21 protein-coding genes and 1 pseudogene are annotated in these 23,028 nt (G+C 73.0%); 6 read left to right on the top strand and 16 right to left on the bottom strand.

Features of this window, described 5'->3' with window-relative positions; translation table 11 throughout:
* A partial coding sequence (locus tag AC3ET4_RS27035) for a WXG100 family type VII secretion target (RefSeq protein WP_431953857.1) occupies positions 1–295 on the bottom strand: 295 nt, incomplete at its 3' end.
* 228 nt (positions 296–523) lie between these two features.
* Positions 524–2,056 carry a type VII secretion protein EccB gene (gene eccB / locus AC3ET4_RS27030; RefSeq protein WP_431953855.1) on the bottom strand — a complete coding sequence of 511 codons (1,533 nt, stop codon included), beginning with the start codon at positions 2,054–2,056 and terminating at the stop codon, positions 524–526.
* 266 nt (positions 2,057–2,322) lie between these two features.
* Between eccB and eccE the strand changes: the two genes are divergently transcribed.
* The 3 genes from eccE (at position 2,323) to AC3ET4_RS27015 (ending at position 7,311) form a co-directional block, all read left to right on the top strand.
* A complete protein-coding gene (gene eccE / locus AC3ET4_RS27025) occupies positions 2,323–3,663 on the top strand; it encodes a type VII secretion protein EccE (RefSeq protein ID WP_431953853.1) in 1,341 nt (446 codons plus the stop codon).
* Positions 3,663–4,505: a hypothetical protein gene (locus AC3ET4_RS27020; RefSeq protein WP_431953851.1), complete on the top strand. Its 843-nt coding sequence runs from the start codon at positions 3,663–3,665 to the stop codon at positions 4,503–4,505. Before eccE ends, AC3ET4_RS27020 begins: the two co-directional genes overlap by 1 nt.
* 331 nt (positions 4,506–4,836) lie before the next feature.
* Positions 4,837–7,311, top strand: coding sequence for an SCO5717 family growth-regulating ATPase (locus AC3ET4_RS27015; RefSeq protein ID WP_431953849.1), 2,475 nt, complete (start codon positions 4,837–4,839; stop codon positions 7,309–7,311).
* A 71-nt stretch (positions 7,312–7,382) separates the two neighbouring features.
* On the opposite strand, the gene AC3ET4_RS27010 is transcribed toward AC3ET4_RS27015, so the two are convergent.
* The 8 genes from AC3ET4_RS27010 to rimP all read right to left on the bottom strand — a co-directional run bounded on the left by AC3ET4_RS27010 (position 7,383) and on the right by rimP (position 16,086).
* Positions 7,383–8,339, bottom strand: coding sequence for a bifunctional riboflavin kinase/FAD synthetase (locus AC3ET4_RS27010; protein ID WP_431953847.1), 957 nt, complete (start codon positions 8,337–8,339; stop codon positions 7,383–7,385).
* Positions 8,340–9,148: 809 nt separating this feature from the next.
* Positions 9,149–10,030 (bottom strand): tRNA pseudouridine(55) synthase TruB, encoded by an 882-nt coding sequence (truB, locus tag AC3ET4_RS27005; protein WP_431953845.1) that lies wholly within the window; start codon positions 10,028–10,030, stop codon positions 9,149–9,151.
* Positions 10,027–10,494, bottom strand: coding sequence for a 30S ribosome-binding factor RbfA (gene rbfA / locus AC3ET4_RS27000; protein ID WP_431953843.1), 468 nt, complete (start codon positions 10,492–10,494; stop codon positions 10,027–10,029). The genes truB and rbfA overlap by 4 nt, the downstream gene beginning before the upstream one ends.
* 42 nt (positions 10,495–10,536) lie before the next feature.
* Positions 10,537–10,830: a DUF503 domain-containing protein gene (locus tag AC3ET4_RS26995; RefSeq protein ID WP_431953859.1), complete on the bottom strand. Its 294-nt coding sequence runs from the start codon at positions 10,828–10,830 to the stop codon at positions 10,537–10,539.
* Positions 10,831–10,974: 144 nt separating this feature from the next.
* Complete coding sequence (gene infB / locus AC3ET4_RS26990) at positions 10,975–14,058, bottom strand: translation initiation factor IF-2 (protein ID WP_431953841.1); 3,084 nt, start codon at positions 14,056–14,058, stop codon at positions 10,975–10,977.
* A gap of 154 nt (positions 14,059–14,212) precedes the next feature.
* Positions 14,213–14,494 carry a YlxR family protein gene (locus AC3ET4_RS26985; protein ID WP_431953839.1) on the bottom strand — a complete coding sequence of 94 codons (282 nt, stop codon included), beginning with the start codon at positions 14,492–14,494 and terminating at the stop codon, positions 14,213–14,215.
* A 78-nt stretch (positions 14,495–14,572) separates the two neighbouring features.
* A complete protein-coding gene (nusA, locus tag AC3ET4_RS26980; RefSeq protein ID WP_431953837.1) occupies positions 14,573–15,559 on the bottom strand; it encodes a transcription termination factor NusA in 987 nt (328 codons plus the stop codon).
* Between the two features lie 2 nt (positions 15,560–15,561).
* Complete coding sequence (rimP, locus tag AC3ET4_RS26975) at positions 15,562–16,086, bottom strand: ribosome maturation factor RimP (protein ID WP_431953835.1); 525 nt, start codon at positions 16,084–16,086, stop codon at positions 15,562–15,564.
* A gap of 168 nt (positions 16,087–16,254) precedes the next feature.
* On the opposite strand from rimP, the gene AC3ET4_RS26970 reads away from it, so the two are divergent.
* The 3 genes from AC3ET4_RS26970 to AC3ET4_RS26960 are packed head-to-tail and all read left to right on the top strand — an operon-like array spanning position 16,255 to position 18,175.
* On the top strand, positions 16,255–16,770 hold the full coding sequence (locus AC3ET4_RS26970) for a hypothetical protein (protein WP_431953833.1): 516 nt from the start codon (positions 16,255–16,257) through the stop codon (positions 16,768–16,770).
* Positions 16,770–17,243, top strand: a complete 474-nt coding sequence (locus AC3ET4_RS26965; protein WP_431953831.1) for a ferritin-like domain-containing protein — start codon at positions 16,770–16,772, stop codon at positions 17,241–17,243. The genes AC3ET4_RS26970 and AC3ET4_RS26965 overlap by 1 nt, the downstream gene beginning before the upstream one ends.
* Positions 17,240–18,175, top strand: coding sequence for an aminoglycoside phosphotransferase family protein (locus AC3ET4_RS26960; RefSeq protein WP_431953829.1), 936 nt, complete (start codon positions 17,240–17,242; stop codon positions 18,173–18,175). Before AC3ET4_RS26965 ends, AC3ET4_RS26960 begins: the two co-directional genes overlap by 4 nt.
* A 335-nt stretch (positions 18,176–18,510) precedes the next feature.
* Here AC3ET4_RS26960 and AC3ET4_RS26955 read toward each other — a convergent pair.
* The 6 genes and pseudogenes from AC3ET4_RS26955 to AC3ET4_RS26930 form a co-directional block, all read right to left on the bottom strand.
* Positions 18,511–18,795: pseudogene (locus tag AC3ET4_RS26955) on the bottom strand (helix-turn-helix domain-containing protein); the annotation flags it as partial.
* Between the two features lie 75 nt (positions 18,796–18,870).
* Complete coding sequence (locus tag AC3ET4_RS26950) at positions 18,871–19,083, bottom strand: hypothetical protein (RefSeq protein WP_431953827.1); 213 nt, start codon at positions 19,081–19,083, stop codon at positions 18,871–18,873.
* A 261-nt stretch (positions 19,084–19,344) separates the two neighbouring features.
* On the bottom strand, positions 19,345–19,539 hold the full coding sequence (locus AC3ET4_RS26945; protein ID WP_431953825.1) for a transposase: 195 nt from the start codon (positions 19,537–19,539) through the stop codon (positions 19,345–19,347).
* Positions 19,540–19,690: 151 nt separating this feature from the next.
* Entirely contained in the window at positions 19,691–21,379 is a 1,689-nt protein-coding gene (locus tag AC3ET4_RS26940; RefSeq protein WP_431953823.1) for a proline--tRNA ligase, read from the bottom strand.
* A 70-nt stretch (positions 21,380–21,449) separates the two neighbouring features.
* Entirely contained in the window at positions 21,450–21,983 is a 534-nt protein-coding gene (locus tag AC3ET4_RS26935) for a GNAT family N-acetyltransferase (protein ID WP_431953821.1), read from the bottom strand.
* 14 nt (positions 21,984–21,997) lie between these two features.
* Positions 21,998–22,843 carry a GNAT family N-acetyltransferase gene (locus AC3ET4_RS26930; protein WP_431953819.1) on the bottom strand — a complete coding sequence of 282 codons (846 nt, stop codon included), beginning with the start codon at positions 22,841–22,843 and terminating at the stop codon, positions 21,998–22,000.
* Positions 22,844–23,028 lie beyond the last annotated feature (185 nt).

Raw genomic sequence — 23,028 nt, 5'->3', positions numbered from 1 at the left:
TGCTCTGGATGGCGGAGCGCTGCTCCTCCTCGGAGGCGGAGTAGTTCCTGGTGCTCGCGTCGATGGCTTCCTTGATGTCACCCAGGATCTGGTTGATCTTGTTGGCATCCTGGTTGACCTGCGTCTGCAGGTTGTTGTACGCCGTGGCGGCGGAGCCCTTCCACCCCGAGGTGATCGTGTCGATCACGGTCTGGAGCCGACGGATCTCGCCCTGGATCGAGGAGTTGACCGTGGAGATGCGGTTGCTGAAAGCAACCATCTCCGCCTCGGTCATGGTGAACTGCTGTCCAGCCATGTCTGGCGTCCCCCATGAGACGTAGAAGATCGGATTCGACGAACACGCGAAGATGCCGTCGGACTTCAACTCTAGCCAATAGCAGCGACAAGGCGAACAGTTAGCCGGATCCGTATCAGAATCCTGACCGTCGTCACCAAACCCTCACGGACGCACGGGAGTTGCAGCTTAGGCCATCGCTTTGTTTTGCGCTCAATCAATATCGGGAGCGGGTCGGGACATGCCAGTTCAGGACCCCTGCGCCTGCTTTGCCCCGTCGACGTCGAGCGTCGGTCCGCTCGAGAGGAGGTCGGACCAGATCCGCGGCACCGGCACCGGGGAGTTCTTCGCGTAGCCCAGCTTGGTCTGCACGACGCCGACCGCGTCGTCCTGCTTGGCCGCGCCTCCGCTGTCGCTGTCACCGGTCGTCGGCACCGAGTAGCGCAGTCCCGTGTCGGTGACCAGGAAGATGGAGCCGATGCGCTTGTCGGTGCCGTCGTACGCCTTGTAGAAGAGGCCGCTACCGGGCGAGACGTAGGTGTTCGTACCGCTCTGCGCCACATCCCGGGGGAACTTCTTCCCGGCCCACATGGTCATCGCCGGCCGCTTGGTCAGCTTGTCGTCGACGCCGCTGTACACGCTGCACGCGACCCTTCGGCCGTCGTTGTCGTCCTGCGTGTTCGCCTGCGTGACCTCCTTCTCCGGCCAGCCGAGCTCGTCTTTGAAGGTCTCGCCCGCGCGTGCCGAGGTCACCTCGCTCACGTTGACGGAGACCGCCTCCGGCGATCCGCTGTACAGCGACTTCGCCTGAGGACTGTTCAGCAGCAGCTTCGCCATGAAGTCGGTGACGCGGACGACACGGTCCGGCTGTACCACGTACTGGTCGTCGTTGGCCTTCAGCACCAGGCCCACCTTCGCGTGCTCGCGACCGAGTCCCGAAGCGGTGGACGGCCCGCCGATACCGTCGACCTTCGGGAAGTCGATGGCCGCGCCCGGCGCGTTGTTGAGAGTCGCCAGGAAGTCGGCGTCCACCCTCTGCGGCTGGGCGGAGGCGCCGAAGATGACCTGGCGGAGAGTGTTGACCAGCTCCGGACTCTGCTTCCCGTCGGGACCGCCGAGCCGGAAGGTGAAGCCGCGGTCCGTCACCAGGTACTCGGCGCGGCCGGGCACCTGGATGTACATGGCCTCGTCGTCCCGGAGCCGGTTGCGCCCCCCGACGAGAGCCGCCTCCCTGGGCTTGTCCTGGTTGATGACAAGAACCGCCCGCCGTGCGGTACGGTCCGTGCCGCCGCCCGGGGTCTCGCACAGCGCCCAGATCTTGGGCTTTCCCGCGTCGGCCTGGGAGGGCAGCCGGTCGGGGGCGTAGGGGATGCCGATGGTGCTGCCGAGCGTCATGCCGCTGTTGTCGAGCGCCGACTCCTTGACCTTGATGACCTCGAACTTCTCCGGGTCGAGCAGCAGTCGGGCGGAGGCGAGGTTGAGCACGGGATGCAGCTGGGGCTCGCCGTTGGTCTTCAGCACGACGTAGCGGGTGGTGGATTCGTCCCCCACGATGACCTTCTGAGCGGGGGTGTCCCAGCCCTTGGGCGCGGTGGGCTTCAATATGCCCCAGAATCCGAAGCCGACCACGACGAGCAGGCCCACGACGAGGCTCGGAGCGACGGTCTTCAGCGGTCGAGGGGCGGCTTCCTCCGAACCGTGCGGGGAGGGCTGGAGGAAGGCGGCCACCGTGCGCCTGCGCGCGAAGGAGTAGGCGTTCAGCTCATCCCTACGTGTCGCCATTTCCGCGTCAACTCCCCGTTTTTGCTGCGTGGTTGTGGCGTCCCCGGCCCGGTCGGCCCGCCGAAGTGACGGCTGCGGCGAAGGGGACCCCTACTATGCCGTGTGACGATCGCACCGTACGGTACGGGGTAGCGCGATCGGCCCGCCAGCGGTAACCGCGGCGTCCTCTCCGGCCGGCCGGCCGGTGGACGCGAACGCGCGCCGGACGGCGCGGGACGCCGGCCATACGGCAAGGCACCGGCAGGAGCAGAAGGGTTGTACGGGGGATGACCACCGCGACCAGGTCCCGGCGCAGTCCGGGCGACGAGCCACCGCAGCAGTACGCCGGACCGCCCGCGGACGGCAGAGGCGGGGCGATCCCCGCGGCGAGGCCCGGGGCCGTGTCGCCGGCGATGACCCGCAGACCGGGGAGCATGGGCCCCGTGCGGGTGCAGCAACTCGTGCTGGTCGAACTGGCACTCGCACTGCTGCTGGGCGGCTGGCTGATCCATCCGGTGGCCGGTCCCGTCGTGGCCACGGCCGTCGCGCTGCCGCTGCTGCTGTTCGGCCTGCTGAGGCGGCGCGGCCGCCCGATGGCGGAGTGGATGGCCGCCGCCCGTGCGCTGAAGGCCCGTCAGCGGCGCAACGCCGTCGTCGTCCCGCAGGGCACCGACCCCGGTTTCGTCCCGGCCGTGGAGTGCGATCCGGCACTGCGCACCTACGGCTACACCGACGAGCGCGGGCAGCGCGAGATCGGCATGGTCGGCGACGGCACCTTCCTGACCGCCGTCATCCAGGTGCAGGCGGTCGACGAGCCACTGCGCCCGGCTCGCGGACTTCGCTCGCTGCCCCTGGACCTGCTGCACGGCCTGCTGACCGTCGACGACATCCGGCTGGCGTCGGTGCAGGTCGTCCAGCACACCCAGCCCGCCCCGGCCCCGCACCTGCCCCAGCAGGCGGTGGCCGCGCGCTCCTACGCGCCGCTGCAGGCGCAGAGCCGGACGCCGGGACTGCGCCTGACCTGGGTCGCGATCAAGCTCGATCCCGAGCTGTGCCCGGAGGCGGTGCAGGCGCGGGGCGGCGGCATGGCCGGGGCGCGGCGCGCCCTGCTGCGGGCCGCCGACCACCTGGTGAGCCGGTTGGCGGGCACCGGTCTCGAGGCCCGGGTGCTGACCGAGCCCGAGATCGTCGCCGCCGTGGCGACGTCGAGTTGCGTGAACCCCCTCGCCACGACGGGCGGCTCGGCCCTCGACGGCAGCCGGCAGGCGCGCCGCACCTCGGAGAGCCCCCGCACATGGCGCTGCGACGACCGCTGGCACACCACGTACTGGATCAGCCGCTGGCCGCAGTTGGGCTCCGGCGGCACCGCACTGCCCGATCTGGTCGGCCTGCTGACCTCCTCGCCCGCACTGGCCAGCACCTTCTCGCTGGTCCTCGCGCCGGGGGGAAGCCGTGCCGCGCTGCTGTCCGGGTACGTACGGCTGACCGGCCGCAGTGAGAACGAACTTGTCGAGGCGCGGCGCCAGTTGGAGCTTCTCGCGACCTCGTCCCGGCTGGGCCTGGTGCGGCTGGACCGCGAACAGGTGCCCGGCACCCTCGCCACGCTGCCCCTGGGAGGTACCCGCTGATGCCGGCTCCGACCGTTCCCGCCTTCGGCGGTCAGCGCCCGGGTGCGGGCTCCGGCTTCCCCGGCGCCGGCCCGCACGCGTCGCATCTGCCGCAGGGCTCCGACCCGCGCGGCTCCTCGCTCGCCGGTGCCGGACGGCGCACGCTGCGGGCCGCGTTCGGGCTGCTCGGGCCGCGTCGCGACCGGCACACCGTGGCGCCCGGGCAGTTGTCCGGGCTGTCCCTGCCGATCGGTGACGACGGGGTGGTCATCGGGATCGACGCCGCGAACCAGCCCGCGGTGCTGGCGCTGAGCCGTCCGGTCCGGCTCGACGTGGTGCTGGTCGGCAGCATGTGGCTGGCGCAGGTGCTGTCGCTGCGGGCCGCGGCGACCGGCGCCCGGGTCGCGGTGGAGACCGCCCGCCCGCAGTCGTGGGCGCCGATGGCGCAGGCGGCGGGCGGCGGCCAGCAGTGCGTGACCGTGCACGAGGTGGGCCGGATCGCCCCTCAGGGCCCCTCGGTGCACAGCCCCGTCGTCATCGTCCGGGACTGCGGGGCCCGTCCGCCGCGCAGCCGGGTGGCGGCGCAGTCCTGGCAGTCCGTCGTGACCCTGCTGCCGTACCTCGGGCCGACGGCGCCCCGGTTGCTCGCCGGCGCGGACGTGGTCGGGCTGCAGCGGGTCTCGCCCGAGGAGGCCGAGGTCATCGGCCGGGTCATGGGGCTGGCGGAGGCCGATGTGGCGGCGCTGCCGACGCTCGGCGACAACGTGACGATGTGGTGCACGCGCAGGCACCGGCAGTTCGTGATGACGCAGCCCACCGACGCGGAGACCGGCCTTCTCGGCCCGGCCCGGCGCGTGGACTGATCCGCGACCGGCCCACGGAGGGACGCGCTCCGCGGCGCTCTCGTGCCGCGGCGGTTACCGCGTGGCGGCACGGGGCAAGGGCCAGGAGGCACGGGGGTTCGGGAATCCGCGTCGGTCGCCCGACTCGCGGACGCCGGACTCCCGTTGGAGGACAAAGGGGGCATCACGACGGCGTGCCCGTCCTGATGCCGACGACGCTTGCCCTATCCGCGGGCCGGGTGACTAGGCTCTTCCGGTGAACCGCGGCGGCTGTGCCGCGGGAACTTCGAGCCGGGGGAAACGCGTCCGCTCCGATGGGCGGGGCGTGCACATCAGTTGACCAGGAGGCACAGTGAGCAGCGATCAGGACGACATCCGCACGGGCGGAGCCGCCCCGGACGGAGAGCAGTCCGACGCGGACCTCACGGGCGAGTTCCAGATCGACTACGCGCCGCCGTCCTGGTACACGCAGCAGGCGGGCGGAGGCACGCCCACGCCTCCTCCCCCGGCTCCCGGCACCGAGGTGAGTCCGCCGCCGCCCGTCGGTCCCCCGGCGAATCCGCCGGAGGCGCCCGTGCCGACGGCCGCTGCCGGTGCGGCGCCGCAGGAGCCGCAACTCTCCCAGCCGCAGCCGGAACAACCGCCCGCCCCCACACCCTCGCAGCCGCAGCCGCAGCCCGCTCCGGTGTCCCGCGACGCCGCTCGCGATGCGGCCGCCGCCGAATCCGGAAGCACCCCGCCCGACGGACCGCGCTCTTCGGAAGCGCCGGCACAGGAGCCCGCACCCGTCGCCGCCGAGGTGACGCCCCAGGCCCCGGGGGCGCCCGGGACGCCCGAGGCCACGGCCCCGACGGCACCCGAGCAGCAGCCTGAGCCGCAGGCCCAGCAGCAGCCACCCGCCGTCCCGCAGCCTCCCGCGCCGGCACCGGCACCGCAGTCCCACGTGCCGCCGCTGCCGCCGGAGTACCAGCCGGCCACCCCGCCGGAGACGCCGCAGCAGGGGTACGGCCACCCGCAGCCGCCGCAGCAGGGGTACGGCTACCCGCACCCGCACCAGGGCGGGCCGTGGGGCGGGCCCGCACCGCAGCAGCCCTACGGCTACGGCTACCCCCATCCGGCGCCGCCGCCGCACGGCTACGGCTACCCGCAGCCGCCGCACCAGGGCGCGGCCTGGAACGACGCCCACGCGCAGCAGCCGCCCCAGGCGCAGCCCCAACCTCCCTACCCGCAGCAGGGGTACGGCTACCCGCAGCCCGAGCCGGGCCCTGACGCACCGCAGCAGCCCCAGCCGCCCCTGCCGCCGTACGCGCAGCAGCCCCAGTCGGGGCCCCAGCCGCCCCTGCCGCCGTACGCGCAGCAGCCCCCGGCACCCGCGCCGGCCCCCGGTCCGTTCCCGCAGCAGCCCCCGGCACCCGCGCCGGCCCCCGGTCCGTTCCCGCAGCAGGGGCAGCAGCCGATGCCGCCCTACGCCGACGGCGCCACCCCTCCGCCGCCGCACTACGGCCACCCGCAGCCCGGGCCCGGCCCCTCCGTCCAGCCCCAGCCGCCGGTCCCTCCCCAGCAGCAGCAGCAACCGCCCACCCCGCCCGTGGACCCACGCACCGCGGCCGGCTGGGGCGGCCCCGGTCCGGGTCAGGAGCAGCAGCAGCAGCGTGTGACGCACGGCGCCCCGCTCGGTTACAACGCGGCCGTGGAGCTGTCGTCGGACCGTCTGCTGCGCCAGCAGCCGAAGGCCCGCAAGAACAACAACCAGCCCTCGCGCTTCAAGATCGGCGCCAAGAAGGAGGAGCAGGAGCGCCAGCGCAGGCTGGACCTCATCCGCACCCCGGTGCTGTCCTGCTACCGGATCGCGGTGATCAGCCTCAAGGGCGGCGTAGGCAAGACGACGACCACCACCGCCCTGGGCGCCACGCTCGCGTCCGAGCGCCAGGACAAGATCCTCGCCATCGACGCCAACCCGGACGCCGGCACCCTCGGCCGCCGTGTGCGCCGGGAGACCGGCGCGACGATCCGCGACCTGGTCCAGGCGCTGCCGCAGCTCAACAGCTACATGGACATCCGCCGCTTCACCTCGCAGGCGCCCTCCGGTCTGGAGATCATCGCCAACGACGTGGACCCGGCGGTCTCCACCACCTTCAACGACCAGGACTACCGCCGCGCGGTGGCCCTGCTGGGCCAGCAGTACCCGATCATCCTCACGGACTCGGGCACCGGACTGCTCTACAGCGCCATGCGCGGCGTGCTCGACCTTGCCGACCAGCTGATCATCGTCTCCACCCCGTCGGTGGACGGTGCCAGCAGCGCCAGCACGACCCTCGACTGGCTCGGCGCGCACGGCTACGCCGACCTCGTGCAGCGCAGCCTCACCGTGATCTCGGGGGTCCGCGAGACCGGAAAGATGATCAAGGTCGACGACATCGTCGCGCACTTCGAGACCCGCTGCCGCGGCGTCGTCGTGGTGCCCTTCGACGAACACCTCGCCGCGGGCGCCGAGGTCGACCTGGACATGATGCGGCCGAAGACCCGGGAGGCGTACTTCCACCTGGCCTCGCTGGTGGCCGAGGACTTCGTCCGCGCCCAGCAGGCCCAGGGCGTCTACCCGCCCCAGCAGGCGCAGCAGCCGTACCCGCCGCAGCAGCCCGCGCCCCCGCAGCAGGGGTACGGCCACCCGCAGCAGCCGCACGCGCAGCCGGCGCCGCCACCGCCCGCACAGGGCGGTATGCCCCAGGGCTGGACCCAGCAGCAGCCGCCCCCGTCGCCGCAGGAGGCACAGCCAGGGCAGCAGCCCCCGGGGCCGGTCCCGCCCGGCTGGACCCGGCAGCAGTGAGGAAAAGGGCCTGTCCCGCCATCGAGGCGGGACAGGCCCTTTCGTCGGTCAGCGGCGCTCCGGCCGCGGGCTCACTCGGTGGCGCCGTGGGCGTCGACCAGTTCCCGGGCACGCTTGACGTCGTCCGCCATCCGCTCGAGAAGGGCGTCGATCGTGTCGAACTTCTCCATGCCGCGCAGGTAGGCGAGGAAGTCGACGGCCACGTGCAGCCCGTACAGGTCCAGCCCGACGCGGTCGATGGCGTACGCCTCGACGGTGCGGGAGGTCCCGTCGAAGGTGGGGTTGGTGCCCACGGAGATCGCGGCGGGCATGGCATCGCCCCCCGCGTGCAGCCAGCCGGCGTAGACCCCGTCGGCGGGGATCGCGGTGTGCGGCAGGGTCTCGACGTTCGCCGTCGGGTAGCCGAGGTCGCGGCCGCGCTGCGCACCGCGGACGACCACGCCCTCGACGCGGTGCGGACGGCCGAGGATCTCGGCGGCGCCCTCCACGTCGCCCCCGGCGATCAGGCGGCGGGTCATCGTGGACGAGAACGGCTGGCCGCCGCCCGCCTCGCCCGTCAGATAGAGGTCGACGACGTCCACCTCGTAGTCGTACTTCAGCCCCATCGCGGCCAGGAACTCGACGTCACCGGCGGCCTTGTGCCCGAAGCGGAAGTTCGGCCCCTCGACGACGACCCGCGCCTGGAGGGCGTCGACCAGCACGGTGCGGATGAAGTCGCCCGGGGAGAGCTGGGAGAACTCCGTCGTGAACGGGAGGATCAGCAGGGCGTCCACACCCAGCTCCGCCATGAGCTCGGCACGGCGGTGGTGGGCCGCCAGCAGCGGTGGATGGCTGCCCGGGCGGACGACCTCGCTGGGGTGCGGGTCGAAGGTGACCACGACGGAGGCGACGCCCAGCTCGCGGGCCCGCTCGACGGCCCTGCCGATGATCAACTGGTGCCCGCGGTGGACGCCGTCGTACGAGCCGATGGTGACGACGCTGCGTCCCCAGTCCCCGGGGACGTCCTCCAAGCCTCGCCAGCGCTGCACAGTGACCGCTCCTCGACCGCCGATGGTTCTTCGATGTGCAGGTCCAAGCCTGCCATGCCGGGCCCCCCACCGGCGCGGCACCCCCGGGGAGGGGGCCTTCCATGCCTCTTGGGCGGCGCCCAGGGGCGCCAGAGGCGGTTGCACGGCACGCCGTGACAACGGGCCGGCACGCCGGAGGCCGACGCGGGTGCGCACGTCACGGCCGCGCGCCCACGCTCCTCCCCCGCCACGGTCTCCCGCCATCGCACGCCTCCCCCGCCGCAGTGCCCCGTTCGACCGTAGGCGGTCCGATGATCGGCAGGACGGGTCCCCGTGGAAAGCGCCCCCCAGCGCTCCCTCTCTTCACTCCGAGCGCCTGCCCGTTGGAGTGAATCGATCTCGCGATGTGGATAGGGAGCGGAGGGGGGATCGTGCGGCGCGGGCCGCCAGGGGGGAGGGCCCGCGCCGCTACGGTGGGGTCGCGGCCCGGTGCGGGACCGTGCTCTGCCCGCCCGCCTTCCCTGTGCCCGACGCGGTCAGTGGCCGCCTCGCAGGTTCGTCGGGTGCCGGGGGCGGGGCCCGCGGGGCTGGTCGCGGACGAGACGGAGGGGGTGGGGGGAGGTGGGAGGTGGGGGCACCCCCGGCCGAAGGCCGGGGAAGGGTGGTGGGCGTTCTGGACGCTGACGTGTATGTGTTGCGCAGCTGACGGCACGAGGGACACCGCCCGCCACGCACATCGATATGCGGTCCGGAACGCCCACCCTCAGGCCCCGCCCCGGCCCATCACCCACACACCGTGCGCGCAGCGCACCACGCGCACCCGGCCGGACTCAGCGCAGGTTGGCCAGAATCCGGGCCTGCCCCTCCCGCGCTTCGACCAGCGCCAAGAACTCCTGCTCCGGCCCGAACACCGCCGTGGGCACCGCCCCCAGGGACGGCGGCGCGTCCAGCCGCACCCCGTTGCCGAGCAGCTTCGCCTGCCGGGCGTCCACGTCCCACCGGGGGAACGCCGCCGCCGCGGCCTCCCCGATCGGCAGCACCTCGAACGCCTCCGCGAGCTGCTCCAGCGTGCGGGCGAGACCGGCCCCGTAGGGCCCGACGCGGGTGCGCCGCAGCGCGGTGAGGTGGCCGCCGACGCCGAGCCCGGCGCCCAGGTCACGGGCGAGGGCCCGGATGTACGTGCCGGAGGAGCACTCGACCGTGACGTCGACGTCGACGACATCGCCGTCCTCGAGCCCCACGTGCCGGACGTCCCGCACGACGAACGACGACACCGTCACCGGCCGTGCCGCCAGCTCGAAGTCCTCGCCGCCGCGCACCCGGGCGTACGAGCGCACGCCGTTCACCTTGATCGCGCTGACCTTGGACGGCACCTGCAGGATGTCGCCGGTCAGCGGCACGATGCCGGCCTCGACGGCCTCACGGGTGACGCCGTCCGCTGGGACCACGGCCGTGACCTCGCCCTCCGCGTCGTCCGTGACCGTGCTGCGGCCGAGCCGGATGGTCGCCTCGTACTCCTTGCGGGTCAGCGCGAGGTGCCCGAGCAGCCGGGTGGCCTTCTCGACCCCGATGACGAGGACGCCGGTGGCCATGGGGTCGAGCGTGCCCGCGTGCCCCACGCGCCGCGTCCCGGCCAGCCTGCGCAGCCGGGACACGACGTCGTGCGAGGTCATCCCGCCCGGCTTGTCGACGATGACAAGCCCGTCCTTCATCGGGAGCCGTCCTCCGCCTCGTCGTCGCCCTCGTCGTCCTCGTCCTCCGCCGGCTTGCGGTAGGGGTCGGCGTCGCCGGCGTAGGAGGCGTCCGTGGCGGTCCTGCGGACCTCCGCGTCGGCCAGGCGGGCCTTGGCGAGCAGGTCCTCGATCGTGCGTGCGTTCTCCGGGATCGCGTCGGCGACGAACGTCAGGGTCGGCGTGAAGCGCACGCCGGTCTGCCGTCCGACCTCCGAGCGGAGGACGCCCTTGGCGCTCTCCAGTGCCGCCGCCGAGGCGGCCCGCTCCTCGTCGTCCCCGAAGACCGTGTAGAAGACGGTCGCCTCCCGCAGGTCACCGGTGACCCGGGTGTCCGTGATCGTCACATAGCCCAGTCGCGGGTCCTTGATCCGCCTCTGGAGGGTCTCCGCGACCACGACCCGGATGCGGTCCGCCAGCTTGCGCGCCCGCGCGGTGTCGGTCATGCGTGCTCTTCTCTCTTCTCTTCACGCTTCGGTACGTGAGTGTCAGTCGTCGTCCCCGTGCACCCGATGCCGCGAGGACAGCAGGTCCACCTCGGGGCGGGCGGCCATCCAGCGCTCGCAGCGTCCGAGGACGTCCTTGATGTGCCCGAGGTCCCCGGACACGACCGCGACGCCGATCTCGGCCCTGCGGTAGAGGTCGTGGTGGTCGACCTCGGCGACGCTCACCGCGAACTTGCGGTGGAGTTCGGCCACGATCGGCCGGATGACGGACCGCTTCTCCTTCAGCGAGCGGACGTCGCCGAGAAGCAGGTCGAAGGACAGCGTCCCTACATACATGGGCATCAGGTCAAGCCGACCTGTGGGGCCTCGTAGTGAACGGTGCGGACACCGCGAACAGCAATCACCACAGTAAAGGCAACGGCCGGGGCCGATCGACGGAATTTACCCTCCGCCAACCGGCCCCGGTCATGTGTGCCTCGATCAGGCGCGAGGCTTCTCGCGCATCTCGTAGGTCGCGATGACGTCGTCGATCTTGATGTCGTTGTAGTTGCCGAGGTTGATACCGCCCTCGAAACCTTCGCGAATCTCGGTGACGTCGTCCTTGAAGCGCCGCAGGCCCTCGATGGTGAGGTTCTCGGCGACGACCTTGCCGTCGCGCAGCAGGCGCGCCTTGGTGTTGCGCTTGACCTCGCCGGAGCGGATGAGCACACCGGCGATGTTGCCGAGCTTGGAGGAGCGGAAGACCTCGCGGATCTCGGCGGTGCCGAGCTCCACCTCCTCGTACTCGGGCTTGAGCATGCCCTTGAGCGCCGCCTCGATCTCGTCGATGACCTGGTAGATCACCGAGTAGTAGCGGACGTCGACGCCCTCGCGCTCGGCCAGCGACGTGGCGCGGCCCTCGGCCCGCACGTTGAAGCCGATGATGATGGCGTCGGAGCCCGCCGCCAGGGTGACGTCGGTCTCGGTGACCGCACCGACACCCCGGTGGAGGATGCGCAGGTCCACGTCCTCGCCGACGTCGAGCTGGAGCAGCGAGGACTCCAGGGCCTCGACCGAACCGGACGCGTCGCCCTTGATGATGAGGTTGAGCTGCTGGACCTCGCCGGCCTTGAGCACCTTGTCCAGGTCCTCCAGGCTGACCCGGCGGCGGGACTTGGCGAAGGCCGCGTTGCGCTCCCGGGCGGCGCGCTTCTCGGCGATCTGGCGGGCCGTACGGTCCTCGTCGACGACCAGGAAGTTGTCGCCGGCACCCGGCACGTTCGTCAGACCGAGCACCAGGACCGGGGTCGAGGGGCCGGCCTCGTCGACGGTGTTGCCGTTGTCGTCGAGCATCGCGCGGACACGGCCGTACGCGTCGCCGACGACCATGGTGTCGCCGACCCGCAGGGTGCCGCGCTGGACCAGGACGGTCGCCACGGCGCCGCGGCCGCGGTCGAGGTGGGCCTCGATCGCGATGCCCTGCGCGTCCTGCTCGGGGTTGGCCCGCAGGTCGAGGGCGGCGTCGGCGGTGAGGACCACGGCCTCCAGCAGGCTGTCGATGTTCAGGCCCTGCTTGGCGGAGATGTCGACGAACATGGTGTCGCCGCCGTACTCCTCGGCCACCAGGCCGTACTCGGTCAGCTGACCGCGCACCTTCGTCGGGTCCGCGCCCTCGACGTCGATCTTGTTGACCGCGACCACGATCGGCACGTCGGCCGCCTTGGCGTGGTTCAGCGCCTCGACCGTCTGGGGCATGACGCCGTCGTTCGCCGCCACCACGAGGATCGCGATGTCGGTGGACTTGGCACCGCGGGCACGCATGGCGGTGAACGCCTCGTGACCGGGGGTGTCGATGAAGGTGATCGCCCGGTGCTCGCCGTTGACCTCGGTGGCCACCTGGTAGGCGCCGATGTGCTGGGTGATGCCGCCGGCCTCGCCCGCGACCACGTTGGTCTTGCGGATCGCGTCGAGCAGGCGGGTCTTGCCGTGGTCGACGTGACCCATGACGGTGACGACCGGCGGACGCGCGACGAGCGCCTCCTCGCCGCCCTCGTTCTCGCCGAACTCGATGTCGAAGGACTCGAGCAGCTCGCGGTCCTCCTCCTCCGGGCTGACGATCTGGAGGGTGTAGTTCATCTCGTCGGCGAGCAGCTGCAGCGTGTCGTCGGAGACGGACTGGGTCGCCGTGACCATCTCGCCGAGGTTGAGCATCACCTGGACGAGCGACGCCGGGTTGGCGCCGATCTTCTCTGCGAAGTCGGTCAGCGAGGCGCCACGGGAGAGGCGCACGGTGTCGCCGTTGCCGCGGGGCAGCAGCACGCCGCCCACGGACGGGGCCTGCATGGCCTCGTACTCCTGGCGCTTCGCCCGCTTCGACTTGCGGCCACGGGCCGGACGGCCACCGGGGCCCCGGCCGAAGGCGCCCTGCGTGCCGCCGCGGCCACCCGGACCACCGGGACGGCCGCCGAAGCCGCCACCGCCACCGGGACGACCGGCGAAGCCGCCGCCGCCACCGCCGGGGGCACCACCCGGACGCGGGCCGCCGAAGCCGCCGCCGCCACCGGGACGACCGCCGCCACCGCCACCGGGACGGCCGGCGAAGCCGCCGCCACCGGGACGACCGGCACCGCCGCCGGGACGCGCGCCGGGGCCGCCACCGGGGCGACCGGGACCGCCCGGACGACCCGGGGCACCGCCGGCAGCGGGACGCTGCGGCATCATGCCGGGGTTGGGACGGGGGCCGCCGCCCTGCGGACGGGGCATGCCGCCCGGGGTCGGACGCGGACCGCCGGAAGCGGCGCCGCCACCGGGGCGCGGAGCGCCACCCGGACGGGGACCGGCGGCACCGGGAGCGCCACCGGGGCGCGGGCCGGGCTGGCCGGGGGCACCGCCGTGACCGCCACCGGGACGGGGCGCCTGCGGGCGCGGCATGCCGGTGGAGCCGGAGGTGAAGGGGTTGTTGCCCGGACGGGGACCGGCCGGACGCGGGGCCTGGCCCCCGGGACGCGGAGCACCGGGACCGCCCTGGCCACGGCCGCCGTCGCGCTGGCCGGGACCGGAGGGACGGGCGCCCGGACGCGGGCCGCCGGCACCGGGACGACCGCCGGCGGGGCGCTCGGCCTGGGCCGGACGCTCCTGCGGCGGGGTCGGCGGCGCCGGCGGGGCGGAGAACTCCGCCTGCGGCACCGGGGTGACCGGCGCGGGCTTGGCCGGGGCCGGCTTGGGACCCGGGGTGGGGCGCGGGCCGGGGGTCGGCGCGGGGCCGCCGGCGGGCCTGGGGGTGGGGGCGGGTCCCGCGGCCGGCTTCGGGGCCTGGGCAGCGGGACGGGCCGGCGCGCCCGGAGTGGGCATGGCCGGCTTCGCGGGCGCGGCCTTGCGCGGCGCCGCGGGCTTGGCTGCGGAGGGCTTGGCGGCGGAACCGCCGCCGGAACCCTGCAGTGCGTCAGTCAACTTGCGAACAACCGGCGCCTCGATCGTCGAGGACGCCGAACGGACGAATTCGCCAAGTTCTTGGAGCTTGGCCATGACGACCTTGCTCTCAACTCCGAACTCCTTGGCGAGTTCGTATACCCGGACCTTAGCCACTTCGCTCCTTCATGAGGTCCGGGGTGGTCGTCCGCCGGACCGTCGCTACTTCATGGGCGTACTCATCGCGTGCTCATCGAGTGCTCATCGCAATCTCGACCTACTTCCAACTCGCGGGGTACTGACCGCGCGGTCGCCCGAGCGGTCTTCCTGCCTACTCACGGTGTGCCTGGTCGACGTACCCGCGGAGGTCCGCGGTGTCCAGCGGTCCCCGGGCCCGGAAGGCCCGCGGGAACGCTCGGCGGCGGACCGCCAGGTCGAGACAGACGGTGTCGGGGTGCACATAGGCACCCCGACCGGGCAGCGTACCGCGAAGATCAGGGACACAGACCTCCCCGACCACCGCCACACGCAGCAGAACGCGCTTGGCCGCTCGCTCCCTGCACCCGATGCAGGTGCGCTCCGGGCGTGCTGGGTCGTGCGTCCGGCCAGACATCCTTAGTCTACCTCCCCGCGCCGACCTCACCCCTCCGGGTTATTCGACGCACGGTTGTTCCTCGGTCACCGGCGGGTTCTACTGGTCGGCCTGCTCGGTGTCCGGCCGGATGTCGATCCGCCACCCCGTGAGCCGTGCGGCCAGGCGGGCGTTCTGCCCTTCCTTGCCGATCGCAAGGGAGAGCTGGTAGTCCGGCACGGTCACCCGCGCGGAGCGGGCGGCCATGTCGACGATCTCCACCTTGCTCACCCGAGCGGGTGACAGGGCGTTGGCGACCATCTCGGCCGGGTCGTCCGACCAGTCGACGATGTCGATCTTCTCGCCGTTCAGCTCGGCCATCACGGCGCGCACGCGGGCGCCCATGGGGCCGATGCAGGCGCCCTTGGCGTTCAGCCCGGAGCGGCCGGAACGCACCGCGATCTTCGTGCGGTGGCCCGCCTCGCGGGCGATCGCGGCGACCTCCACCGAACCGTCGGCGATCTCCGGGACCTCCAGCGCGAAGAGCTTCTTCACGAGGTTGGGGTGGGTGCGCGAGAGCGTCACGGACGGACCGCGCACGCCCTTGGCGACCCGGACGACGTACGAGCGCAGCCGCGTGCCGTGCTTGTAGTCCTCCCCGGGCACCTGCTCCTGCACGGGCAGGATCGCCTCGAGCTTGCCGATGTCGACCAGGACGTTCTTGGGGTCCTTGCCCTGCTGGACCACACCGGTGACGATGTCGCCCTCGCGGCCGGCGTACTCACCGAAGGTGATCTCCTCCTCCGCGTCCCGCAGCCGCTGCAGGATGACCTGCTTGGCCGTGGTCGCGGCGATCCGCCCGAAGCCGCTCGGCGTGTCGTCGAACTCCCGGGGCTCGACGCCCTCGGGGGTCTCCGACGGGTCCTCCTTGGCCCATACCGTGACGTGGCCGTTCGTGCGGTCCAGCTCCACGCGCGCGTTGCGGCGGCTGCCCGGCTCGCGGTGGTACGCGATGAGGAGCGCCGACTCGATCGCCTCGACCAGCAGGTCGAAGGAGATCTCCTTCTCCCGGACCAGACCCCGCAGGGCACTCATGTCGATGTCCACGGCTACGCCTCCTCAGTGCTCTCGTCGCCGTCAGTATCGGCAGCAGCCGGGTCCTTGCGACTGAATTCGATCTCCACCCGTGCCTTGGCGATCTCGCCGAAGGCGACACGGGCGGGTTTGGGCTTGCGTCCCTTGACACCCGGGACCTCCAGGTCGAGACCCTCGTCGTCGACCGCGACGATCCGTGCGACCAGTTGCTCGCCACCGGACGTCGTCAGCTTGACCAGCCTGCCCTCGTTGCGCCGGAAGTGGCGCGGCTCGGTGAGCGGGCGGTCCACCCCCGGCGAGGAGACCTCCAGCAGGTACGGCGACCCGCCCATGGCGTCGGTGTCGTCGAGGAGCTGCGAGATCTCCCGGCTCAGCTCGGCGAGCGTGTCCAGCGGGGCGCCCTCTTCGGAGTCCACGATCACCTGGAGCTGCCGCCGGCTGCCGGCGGCGGTCACCTTGACCTCTTCCAGTTCGAGCCCCGTCTTGACGACGAGCGGCTCCAGCAGCCCGCGCAGCCTCTCGCTCTGGGTGGTGCTCATCCGGGTGACTCCTCGGCCGCGTGTGCTGTTGTGATGGAAGGTCGTGTGTCGGGCCAAAGCCTATCGGTTCGTGCCCCGGATCGACGATTCGGCGCCGCGGAGGCGCCGTCGCGGCCTCGGGGCGCCGCGCCGGTACCCTCACGTGAGGTCATCACGGGAAGGGGCACTGTGCCGCTCAGCAACATTCCCCGCCGGCGCGCGGTCCGCGCCGCCCTCGCCCTGCCGGCGGCGGCCGGGCTGCTCGCCGGATGCTCCGACGCAGCACGGCCCGAGGGGACTTCCGCCAAGGGCTCGCCGTCGGTCGACCGGGCCGTGGCCCTGCGCCGCCGGGCCGCCCGGGACAGCGCGGCGCTGCTCGCGCGGTACGACGCCACCACCGCGGCCCACCCGGACCTGGCCCGGCGCCTGCGTCCGCTGCGGGCCGAAGTGGCGCGCCACGCCGAGGCGTTCGACCCGTCCGGGCCCGACGCGTCCCCCTCCGCCTCGCCGTCGCCGACGCCGTCGGCCACGCCGTCCGTCCCGGCGCGGGCCGCTGACGCGTTGTCCGCGCTCGCCGTCGCCGAGCGTGCGCTCGCCGACGCGCGGGCCGCCGCGCTCGTGGACGCGCCGGCCGAACTCGCCCGTCTCCTCGCCTCGGTGGCCGCCTGCGGCGCCGGGCACGTCCTGCTGCTGGGGGAGCACTGATGGCACGGCACACGCTGCTGGGGGCCGTGCAGGCCGCGCTCGCGGCCGAGCACGCCGCGGTGTACGGCTACGGCATCGTCGGCGCCCGCGTCGCCGGCGAACTGGCCGAGCGGGCCCAGCAGGCGTACGACGCGCACCGCGCCCGCCGTGACGCCCTGCGCCGCACCGTCGGCGACCTCGGCGGCGAACCCGTCGCGGCCGAGCCCGCGTACGCCCTGCCGTTCGAGGTCCCGGACGGAACGACGGCCGTGCGCCTCGCCGCGGAACTGGAGGACCGGGTCGCCGGGGTCTACGCCGACCTCGTGCGCGCCGCCGCCGCAGACCTGCGCCGGGACGCCGCGGACGCCCTTCGCGAGGCGGCGGTCCGCGCGGTGCGCTGGCGCGGAGGGAGCGTAGCCTTCCCGGGGCTGGCCGAACGCTCGCGGCCGGCCACCGAGACGGTCGAGCACCAGGAGGGACGTACCCCCACATGACCCCGGCACCACAGCCCCGGCACCTGGAACCGCCCGAGCGGCTCGTCCGCACGGTCACCGCTCGGGAGGGCGAGGCGGGCCGGGCCTGGCTCGACGTCCTCCCCGAGCGTGTCGCGGACCTCCTGGCGCGCTGGGAGCTGCGGCCCGAGCGGGTGCTCTCCCCCGGCGGCCGGATCAGCATGGTCGTCCTGGTGCGGCAGGCCGACGACACCCCGGCGACCCTCAAGATCGGCCTCGTCACGGACGAGACCCGGCACGAGCACGCCGCGCTCGCCCACTGGGACGGCCGCGGCGCGGTCCGCCTGCTGCGGGCCGACCCCGACGCCGGGGCGCTCCTCCTGGAGCGCCTGCACAGCGACGTGTCGCTGCGCTCGCTGCCCGAGCAGAAGGCGACGCTCGAGGCGAGCGCCACCCTGCAGCGGCTCTGGGTCCCCCCGGGCGAGGGGCACCCGTTCACGACGGTCACCCGGCACACGGCGCGCCTCGCGGCGCTGCTGCGCGAACGGCGCGAGCAGTGTTACGTGCCCGAGGAGGCCCACCTGCTGATCGACGAGGCCCTCGCGGTCCGCGACGACCTGTGCGCGAGCGCCTCGGGCGGGGACGTCCTCCTGCACGGCGACTACCACCACGGCAACGTGCTCGCCGCGGACCGGGTGCCCTGGCTGGCCATCGACCCCAAGCCGGTCGTGGGCGAGCCCGCGTACGACCTGGCGTGGCTCGTGCGCGACCGCCTGGAGACGCTGGTCGCCTCGCCCGGTTCGCAGTCCGCCGCTCGGCGCAGGGTCGCCAAGCTCTCCGACTCCCTGGAGGTCGACCGGGACCGCCTCCGCGCCTGGTCCCTGTTCCGGGCCGTGGAGGCGGGCGTGTGGGCGCTGTCCGTGGGGGGCCGTCAGGAGGGTGAGCTGCTGCTGGAGTTCGCGTCCTGGGTGTAGTCGTGTGCGGGTCGCGTGTGGTCGTGGTCGCGGTTTCTCCCACGCCCGCCCGGCGCGGTCAGTGGCCGCCTCGCAGGTTCGTCGGGGGCCGGGGGCGAGACCTCCGGGGCTGGACATCCTGGACTGGCATATGTGCGTGCGGGCAGCACGAATCGTGCCCCGGATACCGCACACACATATGCCGCACCGTCCAGAACATCGGCCCTCCCCCAGCCTTCGGCCGGGGGCGCCCCCAACTCCCCACCCCTCCGTCTCCTCAGGCGCCTGACGGCCGGTGGGGGGTGGATGGGGCGATGTCCGGCCATCCGGCACCGCTGCACCACCTCTCCGGCCGCCGCCTCCCTCCCGGCGGTCCACACCTGGTCCTCCACCCAGCCATGCGCCGCCGGTCCCTCCTCGGGACAGACGGCACCGCGCTCGGGCCACGAGAGAGCAGACCCCTACACCACCATCTCGCCACAACTGGTGCCACTATAGGCCGACTTCCCGCTCACACGCTGAAGCTGTGCCACCTCCAGTGGCTTGACGCCGCCCTGCTCGAACAGCTCGGCCGACCGCACCCGCACCGACTCTCGGCGCACCCGACCCGCAGCGGTCGGTCCGCCCCCCCATCCGCGCAGTCCATGCGACTCTCCCGACTACGGTCGCGTGGGAGCGCCCCGCGACGCGTGGCTGCGGGGCGCGCTTCGCGAGGGTCAGTCGATCTTCTGCCCGTCGTACTTTCCGCCCTTGCAGGTCCAGGTTGCCCAATCGACTGTTCCGCCGCCATCCTCGCACTCACCCACGGTGGGGGCGGCTTCGGTGGGGGCGGCGTGGGTGGCGGCGGTGGCGGTGGCGGCGCCTGTCAGGCTGAGTCCGGCGAGGGCTGCCGTGGCGATACCGGCGGCGAGGCTTCGTCGAATGCGCATGGGTTCCCCTTTCACGGGTTGCCTCTGTCGGAACACTATTCAGCTTGATCTTCACCCATGCGGGTGGCACTTCACGTTGGGCCATTCGAGTGACAGCGCTGTCGGGTGCGGGGGCGGTGACGCGACCCGTCGGACAGGCCCAGAAGAGTCGTGAAGATCCTGGTGAAGGGGCTGTTCGGCGGTGGGCCGGGGGCTCCTTGGCCTATGTGGTGGCCGTGGTGAGCGCCCAGGTGCGGTCGGTGTGGGTGAGTCCGAGGTCGATCAGTCGGCGGAGGTTGAGGGCGGCTGCTCTGGTGTGGTGTCAGGCGTTGTCGGCGATGGTGCCGCGGTAGCGGAGCGCTGCCAGGTGCCGTCGCGTTGCCAGCGGCGGAACAGGTCCTCCACCCGGCCCCACGGGCCGTACTGCTCGGGCAGATCCCGCTGGGGGAGGCCGGAATGGACCCGGACACCCCCCACCGGGCGTTGGTCCCTCGCGATACGGAGGGGGGTGGGGGATGCGGGGTCCCCCGGCCGAAGGCTGGGGGGCGGGAGGGCGGGGAGACAACCGCAACCCCCCACCACACAACGCGCCGCACACGAACGACGCCCGGGCAGCGCGGCGAAGCCGCTACGCGGAGAGGCGGGACACCGCCTCCCCCACCGGCAGTTCCTCCCGCTCACCGCTCCGGCGGTCCTTGACCTCGACGACCCCGTCCGCCGCCCCTCGCCCCACCACCAGGATCGTCGGCACCCCGATCAGCTCCGCGTCGGTGAACTTGACACCGGGCGAGACACCCGCGCGGTCGTCGACGATGACCCGGACTCCGGCGGCGTGCAGCTTCTCGGCGATCTCGAGGGCCAGCTCGGTCTGCAGGGCCTTGCCCGCCGCCACGACGTGGACGTCCGCCGGGGCGACCTCGCGCGGCCAGCACAGGCCCTGCCCGTCGGCGGTCTGCTCGGCGAGCGCGGCGACGGCGCGGGAGACCCCGATGCCGTAGCTGCCCATGGTGACCCGGACCGGCTTGCCGTTCTGGCCGAGGACGTCGAGCTCGAAGGCGTCGGCGTACTTGCGGCCCAGCTGGAAGATGTGTCCGATCTCGATGGCCCGGTCCAGCTTGAGGCCCGCGCCGCAGCGCGGGCAGGGGTCGCCGGGCTCGACGGTGACGACGTCGAGGTACTCGTCGACCTCGAAGTCGCGGCCGCAGACGACGTTGCGGGCGTGGGTGTCGGGCTTGTTGGCACCGGTGACCCAGGCCGTGCCGAGGGCGACGCGCGGGTCGGCGAGGTAGCGGACGCCGGGGAGGCCCTGCGGGCCGACGTATCCGCGGACGAGGTCGGGGCGGCCGGCGAAGTCCTCGGCCGTGACGAGCTCGACCTCGGCGGGCGCGAGGTGCTCGGCGAGTTTGCCGAGGTCGACCTCGCGGTCGCCGGGGACGCCGACGGCGACGATCTCGCCGTCGACCTTGACGAGCAGGTTCTTCAGGGTGGCCGAGGCCGGCACACCGAGGTGGGCCGCGAGGGTCTCGATGGTGGGGGTGCCAGGGGTGTCGACCTCCTCCAGCGGCGGGTGCGCCACGCCCTCGACCGGGGGCACCACGGTGGTGACGGCCTCGGTGTTGGCCGCGTAGTCGCAGGCCGGGCAGTCCACGAAGGTGTCCTCGCCGGCCGCGGCCGGGGCGAGGAACTCCTCGGAGGCCGAACCGCCCATCGCGCCGGAGACGGCGGAGACGATGCGGTAGTCGAAGCCGAGCCGCGTGAAGATCTTGATGTAGGCCTCGCGGTGCAGCCGGTACGCCTCGGCCAGGCCCTCGTCGGTGGTGTCGAAGGAGTAGGAGTCCTTCATCTGGAACTCGCGGCCGCGCAGCACGCCGGACCGGGGCCGGGCCTCGTCGCGGTACTTGGTCTGGATCTGGTAGAGGATCACCGGCAGGTCCTTGTAGGACGTGCACTGGTCCTTCACGACCTGGGTGAAGATCTCCTCGTGCGTGGGCCCGAGCACGTACTGCGCGCCCTTGCGGTCGCGGAGCTGGAAGAGCAGGTCGCCGTACTCGCCGGCGCGCCCGGTGGCCTCGTAGTTCTCCCTCGGCAGCAGCGCGGGCAGCAGGACCTCCTGCCCGCCGATGGCGTCCATCTCCTCGCGGACGACGCGGGCGACGCTCTCCAGCACCCGCTTGCCGAGCGGCAGCCAGGTCCACACTCCCGCCGAAGAGCGGCGGACATATCCGGCCCGGACCAGGAGCTTGTGGCTCGCGGTCTCGGCATCGGCCGGGTCGTCGCGCAGCGTCTTGAGCATCAGCCGGGACATGCGCAGGACCATGGGGCTCTCCAGGGGTTTCGTACCGTTCCGCCGAGGATAGCGAGCCGTGGCCCGGTGCCGGAAACGCCTTTTACCGGACGAGCGGGAGGTGGGCTCCCATGACGGCGTAAGGGCTGGCGGCGCTCGGGAAGTGCACGGGACGGGCCAGGTCGATGTAGCCGAGGGCGCGGTAGAGCCGCCGGGCCCGGCTCTCGGTGTCGATCGCGGACAGGATGCTGCGGGGCTCGTCGGCGCTGTCGGTGATGGTGGTGATGAGGGCGCGGCCGATGCCGCGGCCCTGGAAGTCGGGGTGGACGTGCAGTTCGGTGATGGTGAAGGAGTCGTCGAGCCACGCGTCGGTGCCGGCGCGCCGCAGGTAGGGCTCGACGACCGTGGACCACCAGTGGGTGCGGCTGTTGGGCATGCCGTACACGAAGCCGGTGAGCCGTCCGCCGGGGGTGAGCGCGCCGAGCGCGCGGACGCCGGGCAAGCACAGGTGCCGCAGCACGATCTGCCGCCGGATGGCGACCTCCTCGGCCCCCAGGCCGAAGGCGACCGCCTGGACGGCCAGTGCCTCGTCCACCCGCGCCGCCAGGTCGATCGGCTCGACCGCCACGTCCTCCATGGGCGGCGACACTACTAGAACAGGACGCTCATCAAGGCGCCGACCTCAGTGAAGCCGACGCGGCGGTAGGCCGCCCGGGCGGGCGCGTTGAAGTCGTTGACGTAGAGGCTGGCCACGGGGGCCACGTCGCGCAGCGCGTAGTGCAGGACGGCGGCCATTCCGGTCTCGGACAGGCGGCGGCCGCGGTGCTCGGGGGCGACCCAGACGCCCTGGATCTGGCAGGCGTGCCGGGTGACGGCGCCGATCTCCGCCTTGAAGACGACCTTGCCGTCCTCGATGCGGGCGAACGCCCGGCCGGAGCCGACGAGTTCGGCGACGCGGGCCTGGTAGATGAGACCGCCGTCGCCGGCCAGCGGGGAGACGCCGACCTCCTCGGTGAACATGGCGACGCAAGCCGGCATGATCACGTCCATCTCGTCGCGGCGGACCCGCCGCACATACGGGTCGGGCTCGACCTGCGAGGGCAGCGAGCGGGTGACCATCAGCGGCTGGTGGGCGCGGACCTCGCGGGCCGGTCCCCAGCTGGGTTCGAGCAGCGACCACAGCGCCGCGGTGGCGTCGGCGGGGCCGACGATGGAGGAGCAGCGGCGTCCCGCACGCAGCGCCCGCTCGGCGAAGGCGCGCACGGCCTCGGGACCGGCGCAGATCGGGACGAGGTTGGCGCCCGCGTAGCAGAGGGCCTCGAGGCGGCCCCCGGAGTACCAGCCCCACATCTCGCCGCCCAGGCGCCAGGGGTCGAGCCCGGCGACGGCGACCCTGGAGGCGACGAAGGCGTTGGCGACCGGGTCGCGGTCGAGCACCGCGAGGGCGGCGTCGAGTTCGCCGGGTTCCATGACCTTGGTCGTCGTGGTCGTCAACACGTGGGGCACCTCACCGTACGGGCCGCGGCGGCCGGGGGAAGTCCCCGAACCTTACCTCGCGAACGCGTGATCCGCCGCTGCCTGCCCGTATCCCGGACCGCGGGGGTCCGGGACACGGGAAGGGCCGATGGGTCAGCTGACGGAGACGGAGGGCTCGCCGGAGGCGACGCCGTCGGCCTCCATCT

This window comes from Actinacidiphila sp. bgisy167 (assembly GCF_057707665.1).
The sequence above is the reverse complement of the archived record's forward strand: the minus strand, read 5'-3'. Positions and strand labels throughout refer to the sequence as shown.